6 protein-coding genes are annotated in these 6,291 nt (G+C 73.5%); 4 read left to right on the top strand and 2 right to left on the bottom strand.

All coding sequences use genetic code 11. From position 1 onward, the window contains the following. On the bottom strand, window positions 1–868 hold an 868-nt coding region (locus tag AB0C69_RS36185), incomplete at its 3' end, for an SAM-dependent methyltransferase (RefSeq protein ID WP_360359943.1). Between the two features lie 112 nt (window positions 869–980). Between AB0C69_RS36185 and AB0C69_RS36190 the strand changes: the two genes are divergently transcribed. From AB0C69_RS36190 to AB0C69_RS36205, 4 genes are all read left to right on the top strand, one after another. Further along, window positions 981–1,508 (top strand): MarR family transcriptional regulator, encoded by a 528-nt coding sequence (locus AB0C69_RS36190; RefSeq protein ID WP_360359946.1) that lies wholly within the window; start codon window positions 981–983, stop codon window positions 1,506–1,508. Window positions 1,509–1,510: 2 nt separating this feature from the next. Further along, window positions 1,511–2,809 (top strand): MFS transporter, encoded by a 1,299-nt coding sequence (locus AB0C69_RS36195; RefSeq protein ID WP_360359949.1) that lies wholly within the window; start codon window positions 1,511–1,513, stop codon window positions 2,807–2,809. Between the two features lie 189 nt (window positions 2,810–2,998). Then, on the top strand, window positions 2,999–3,481 hold the full coding sequence (locus AB0C69_RS36200) for a TrkA C-terminal domain-containing protein (protein ID WP_345172146.1): 483 nt from the start codon (window positions 2,999–3,001) through the stop codon (window positions 3,479–3,481). 7 nt (window positions 3,482–3,488) lie between these two features. Then, on the top strand, window positions 3,489–4,778 hold the full coding sequence (locus AB0C69_RS36205) for a cation:proton antiporter (protein WP_360359953.1): 1,290 nt from the start codon (window positions 3,489–3,491) through the stop codon (window positions 4,776–4,778). Window positions 4,779–4,794: 16 nt separating this feature from the next. On the opposite strand, the gene AB0C69_RS36210 is transcribed toward AB0C69_RS36205, so the two are convergent. Further along, complete coding sequence (locus AB0C69_RS36210; RefSeq protein ID WP_353831226.1) at window positions 4,795–6,117, bottom strand: cytochrome P450; 1,323 nt, start codon at window positions 6,115–6,117, stop codon at window positions 4,795–4,797. Window positions 6,118–6,291: the final 174 nt, after the last annotated feature.

The following is a 6,291-nucleotide window of genomic DNA, read 5'->3' on the forward strand; positions in this document are numbered from 1 at the left end:
GCCGACCGGCGGAGGGAGGGTGGGGCCACGGGATTCTGTCACTCCGAGACGTATCCGGGAGCGGGTCCATACCCACCCTCCCTGAGCCGCGGGCCAAACCGCCTGAGCAGGACACCTCGGGGACGTCTTCCTGGCCGGGGTCGGGCCGCCATCGCGTCACCGGCACGACACCGGGTTCCAGCAGCTCCAGGCCGTCGAAGTAGCCGGCGATCTGCTCCTGCGTGCGGGGGATGTAGGGGACGGCGCCGCTCGCGGAGTTGTAGGTGCGGATGGCCGCGGCGTAGGCGGGGTCGCTGTCGGTGCCGTCGTAGACGGCCAGGTAGCTGCCGGACGGCAGCGCCGCCATGAGCCGGTCGACGATCGAACGGGCCTGGTCGTAGTCGCCCACCAGCCCGAGGATGCCCATGAGCATGAGCGCGACGGGCTCGTCGTAGTCGAGGGTGCGGGCGGCTTCGGCGAGGATCGCCTCGGGCTCGCGGACGTCGGCCTCGACGTAGTCGGTGGCGCCTTCGGGCGTGCTGGTCAGCAGCTTCCGGGCGTGCGTCAGCACCAGCGGGTCGTTGTCGACGTAGACGATCCGGGAGGCCGGGGCGAGCCGCTGGGCGATCTCGTGGGTGTTGTCCATGGTGGGCAGCCCGGTCCCGATGTCCAGGAACTGGCGGACGCCCGCCTCTCCCGCCAGGTGGCGCACCACCCGCTGCAGCATCCGCCGGGACTGCCGGGCCATGGCGACCATCCCGGGGAAGACCGCGAAGATCCCTTCTCCGGCCTGCCGGTCGACGGGGTAGTTGTCGGTACCGCCCAGCAGGAAGTTCCAGATCCGGGCCGAATGCGGCACGGTCGTGTCGATCTCGGGTCGTGAGCTCACCGCGGACGGCCTCCCCGTTTTCGGATCCCTTGCAGGGTCTTCTACCCACCACGGCCCCGCTGAGCGTGGTCCGGAGGGGACAGGCATGCAACAGCGCTGTTATATTAGCGCTGTGACATTCTCGGACCCGACCGCGACGCCGGGGCGGTGGCATGCGCTGCACACCCTGCTGGCCGGCCTGGACGCCCAGATCGAATCCCTGTACACCGACCGAGGCATCCGGGGAGTCCGCCCCCGCTTCGCCTACCCCCTCATCCGTCTCGCGCATACCGGCCCGCTGACGATCCGCGAACTCGCCGCCTCGCTCGACCGCTCCCACTCGGCGATGAGCCAGACGATCGCGGCCATGCGCCGCGAGGGGCTGGTCGACTCCGAGCCGGGCGCCGACGCCCGTACGCGCCGCGTCTCCCTGACCGACCGGGGCCGCGCCCTCGTCCCGTTCCTGGAGGCCGAGTGGCGCGCGACCGAGGCGGCGGTCGCCGAACTCGACGACGAGGTGCCGCATCGGCTCAGCGCCGTCGTCACCGAGCTGGAGCGCGCTCTGGCACGGCGGCCGATGAAGGACAGGATCCTCTCCCATCTCGGCGCCGTGCCTCCCGATCATCCCGCGCCCCCGGCGCCCGCCCCGGCCGAACCGTAGCCGTGGCCCTGAGCGAACGGCTCATCGACGTCCGTCCGCTGCGCGGGAGCCGGGCGTTCCGCGACCTGTGGGTCGGGTCGTCGCTCGCCTCGATCGGCCGTCAGATCGCCGTCGTCGCCGTCCTGCAGCAGGTCTGGGAACTGACCCGCAGCCCCCTGTGGACCGGGGCCATCGGCCTGGCCACGGGTGTGCCCATGCTCGTGCTCGGCCTGGTCGGCGGATCGCTGGCCGACGCGGTCGACCGCAGGAGCCTCGTCCGCGCGGCCACCGGCGGCCAGGCGCTGGCGTCCCTCGGCCTGCTGGCGCAGGCCGCCGCCGGGAACCGGTCGGTGACGCTGCTGCTGGCCCTGGTCGCCGTCGAGACCGGCTGCGCGGCGCTCGGGGCGCCGGCCCGGCGCACCTTCCCCGTCCGGCTGCTGCCCTCCGACCAGGTCGCCGCCGGGCTCGCCCTGCAGAGCGTCGCGTTCCAGGCGTCCATGCTGGTCGGGCCGGCCGTCGCCGGGCTCGTGCTCGCGCAGTGGCGCTACCCCGCCGCGTACGCGGTCCAGGCCCTGGCCACCGTCGCGTCGCTGGTCGCCGTGATCCGGCTCCCCGCGATGCCCGTCCGGCGCGCCGAGGACGAGCGGCCGCCGGGAGGGGAACGCCGCGGGCCGCTCCCGGGGGGCTGGCGGCTCGTCCTGCGGCACCCGATCCTGTGGGGGTCCTTCGGCGTCGACCTCGCCGCCACCGTCCTGGCCATGCCCGTCGCGCTCTTCCCCATGGTCAACGAGCTCCGGTTCGGCGGCGATCCCCGGACGCTGGGGCTGTTCCTGTCCGCGATCGCGGTCGGCGGGCTCGGCGCCGGCCTGTTCTCGGGGACGGTCACCCGCCTCCGCCGCGGCGCCCTCGCCCAGCTCGTCGCGGCCTCGGTCTGGGGGCTGGCCCTCGCCGGTTTCGGTCTGGCGGGGCCTCTCTGGCTCGCGCTGTCCTGCCTGGCGGCGGCCGGCGCGGCCGACACCGTGGCCGTGATCACCCGCGGCACCCTGGTCCAGGTCGAGACCCCCGACCACTTCCGGGGCCGGGTCTCCTCGGTCGAGCACGTCATCGGCGTCGCCGGCCCCGAGCTCGGCAACTTCCGCGGTGGGCTGCTCGCGTCCGCCACCTCCGCGCCCCTGGCCCTCCTGGTCGGCGGCCTGGCGGCGGCGGCCGCGGTCGTCTCCCTCGGCCTCCTCAATCCGGCTCTGCGACGGCACCGGGCAGCGCCCGGGCACCACGACCCGGACCGCGCTCCGCGGCAGGAGTCTCCCGCGACCAGGGGATGACCCTGCCCGCCGGGCACCGTGGGCTGCGCTTCCATGGGCGGGTTTCGCCTAAGGTCGTGTTCCGGTCGGTTCTGGAACCATGTCCGAAACCCCACGGGCGGCGCTCAGGGACGGCCGGGTCCGGCGCACGGGCGCGCCGGGGCATCCTCCGTGCGGCCACGGAGATCACGGAGAAGGCGGGAGAGGGTCATGGACGTCGAGCGGACATCGCTGCCGGGCATCGGGTTGCGGCATGTCTTCACCACCGGGCGGGGGCGCCAGATCGGGGTGGTGTCGCACCGCACGGGACGCCGCGATCTGGTGATCTACGACAAGGACGATCCCGATACCTGCGTCGTGTCGGTGGCGCTGGCGGCCGAGGAGGCCAACGCCCTCGCCGAGCTGCTGGGCACCGGCCGGGTGGTGGAACGGCTGGCCGAGCTCAACCGGCAGGTCGAGGGGCTGGTGACCGAGCAGATCCTGCTGACGGCCGCCTCGCCGTTCGCGGGGCGCCGGCTGGGCGACACCCGGGCCCGCACCCGCTCCGGCGCCTCGATCGTCGCGGTGGTGCGCGACGGCGAGGTCATCGCCAGCCCGCGCCCGGACTTCGAGTTCCGCGCCGAGGACGTCGTGGTGGTGGTCGGCACCGACGAGGGGACGGCCGCCGTCGCGGCCATCCTGCACGGCGGGTGAGAGGACCGTGCATGCCGCGACACAACTGATCGAACTCGGAGCGATCGTCCTGGCGCTGGGGCTGCTGGGCGCGATGGCGGTCCGCTTCTCCATCTCACCGATCCCGCTGTACCTGGTGGCCGGGCTGGCCTTCGGCTCGGGCGGCATCCTGCCCCTCGGCGCCAGCGAGGAGTTCGTCTCGCTAGGCGCCGAGGTGGGGGTCATCCTGCTCCTGTTCACCCTCGGGCTGGAGTACACCGCGGGCGAGCTCGTCGGCACCCTGCGCACCTCGGCTCCGGCAGGACTGGCCGACCTCGTGCTCAACGCCGCTCCCGGGGTGGCGGTGGCGCTGATCCTCGGCTGGGGGCCGGTGGCCGCGGTGGCGCTCGGCGGCATCACCTACGTCACCTCGTCCGGGATCACCGCGAAGGTCATGGGCGACCTCGGCTGGCTGGGCAACCGGGAGACCCCTGCGGTGCTGTCGATCCTGGTGTTCGAGGACCTGGCGATGGCCGCCTACCTGCCGATCCTCACCGCGCTGCTGGCCGGGGCCTCCCTGGTCGCCGGGGCGACCACGCTCGGCATCGCCGCCGCCACCATCACCCTGATCCTGTTCGTCGCGCTGCGGCACGGCCGGCTGGTGGAGCGGTTCGTGGCCAGCCCCACCGACGAGGTGCTGCTGCTGAAGGTGCTGGGCCTGACCCTGCTGGTCGCCGGCGTGGCCCAGCAGTTGCAGGTGTCGGCGGCGGTCGGCGCGTTCCTGGTCGGCATCGCCCTGTCGGGCCCGCTGGCCCACACGGCGCGCGAGCTGCTGGCGCCGCTGCGGGACCTGTTCGCCGCGGTGTTCTTCGTGTTCTTCGGCCTGCACACCGATCCCGGCCAGCTGCCGCCCGTGCTGGGCGTGGCCGCGCTGCTCGCCGTCGCCGGGATCGCCACCAAGCTCGCCTCGGGCTGGCTGGCCGCCCGCCGCGCGGGGGTGGCCGCCCGCGGGCGGCTGCGGGCCGGAGCGGCGCTGGTCCCGCGCGGGGAGTTCAACATCGTCATCGCCGGGCTGGCGGTGTCCGCCGGCATCAACCCCCGGCTCGGGCCGCTGGCCGCCGCCTATGTGCTGATGCTGGCCATCGCCGGGCCGCTGATCGCCCGTGGCGTCGAACCCTTCATCCGCTGGCGCAACATCCGGCCGTCCCGCACCCGGCCGGACGGGGCACGCCGGAGGCAGGACGTCCCCCAGCCCGCCGACGGGGCCGCCGCCGACCGGGAGGCGAGGCGGGACGAGGCGGAGCCTTCGGGCCGGCCGCCGCTGTCCGGCCAGCAGTGAACCGCGCCCCTGCCGCTCAGCGCCGGGCCGGCGGAGGGGTGAAGGTGCAGGGCAGGCGCTTGTAGCCGTTGATGAAGCCGGACTTGAGCCGGTCGGGCTCCCCCGCGGCGATGTCGGGCAGGCGGGTGAACAGCTCGCGGAACATCACGGTGATCTCTCGCCGTGCCAGGTTGGCGCCCAGGCAGAAGTGCGGCCCGGGGCCGCCGAACCCGACGTGCGGGTTCGGCGAGCGCGTGATGTCGAACCGGTCGGGGTCGGCGAAGACCGCCTCGTCGCGGTTGGCGGACCAGTAGAACAGCGTCACGCGGTCGCCCTTGCGGAAGGTGTGGCCGTTCATCTCGTGGTCGCGGGTGAGGTTGCGCCGCATGAAGATGACCGGGCTGCTGAAGCGCACGATCTCCTCGACGGCCCCGGCGATGCGTCCGTCGAAGTCGGCCAGCAGCAGCTCGCGCTGGTCGGGGTGCTCGGTGAACAGCTTCAGGCCGTGCGCGATCGCGTTGCGGGTGGTCTCGTTCCCGGCCACCACCAGCAGCAGGAAGAACGTGGCGAACTCGCGCGGGGTCAGCCGTTCGCCGTCGACGTTGGCGTTCACCAGCGCCGAGGTCAGGTCGCCGGTGGGGGACGCTCTGCGCTCGCGTCCGAGGCGGGCCGCCAGCCGGTGCAGCCGCCACCCCGCGGACGCCACCGTGCCCAGCATGCGCAGCGTGCCGAGCCGGCCCGGTTTCGGGGCGCCGTCCCGGTACTCGAGGGTGGCGCCCACGTACTCGGGGTCGCTGTAGCCGACGATGATGTTGGTCAGTTCCACCACCCGCCGGTGGTGCCGGGCGGGGATGCCGAGCATGTCGCAGATGACCTCGACCGGCAGCCGCGCCGCCGCCCCGGACACGAAGTCGCCGCCGCCGGCCTCGACCAGCTCGTCCACGATCCGGGCGGCGCGCCGGGCGATGTCGTCCTCGGCCCTGGCCAGCATCCTGGGGCTGAACGCCCGCGAGACGATCCGGCGGATCTTGGCGTGCCGCGGGTCGTCCATGTCGATCATCGAGTTGAAGTAGCCGTCCATCCAGCGCGGCATGTCGGCCGGGCTGGTGGCGCTGGGCTCGCTGCTGAAGATCTCCGGGTGGCGGCTGGCCTCCGTCACGTCGGCGTGGTGGACCAGCGCCCAGGATCCCGGGCTCTGCCGGAGGAAGGGGAGCTTGGGCAGGGTGAAGAACACCGGGCCAGGCTGGGCGCGCAGCAGCGCGAACGCCCGCGCCCGCTCCTCCAGCGGACGGGCCCAGAACCGCAGGTCGCTCAGGTCGATGTCCGCCAGGGTCAGCTGCGGGGGGATCTCCGTGGCCACCGGGCCTCACGCTCCCGTCTCGTCGCGACCGAGTTCTGGTGATGCGACACACCAGAAATATCTGGTGAGTACCGTCTCCAGATTTGCGGAGGAAGTCCGGCGCTCCTCGTCCAGCAGGGACGCCAGGACGGTGGCCAGGCCGGGATGCTCCGACAGGTCCGGATCGGCCTCGAC

This window comes from Actinomadura sp. NPDC048032 (genome assembly GCF_040653175.1).
Lineage (GTDB): Bacteria > Actinomycetota > Actinomycetes > Streptosporangiales > Streptosporangiaceae > Spirillospora > Spirillospora verrucosospora.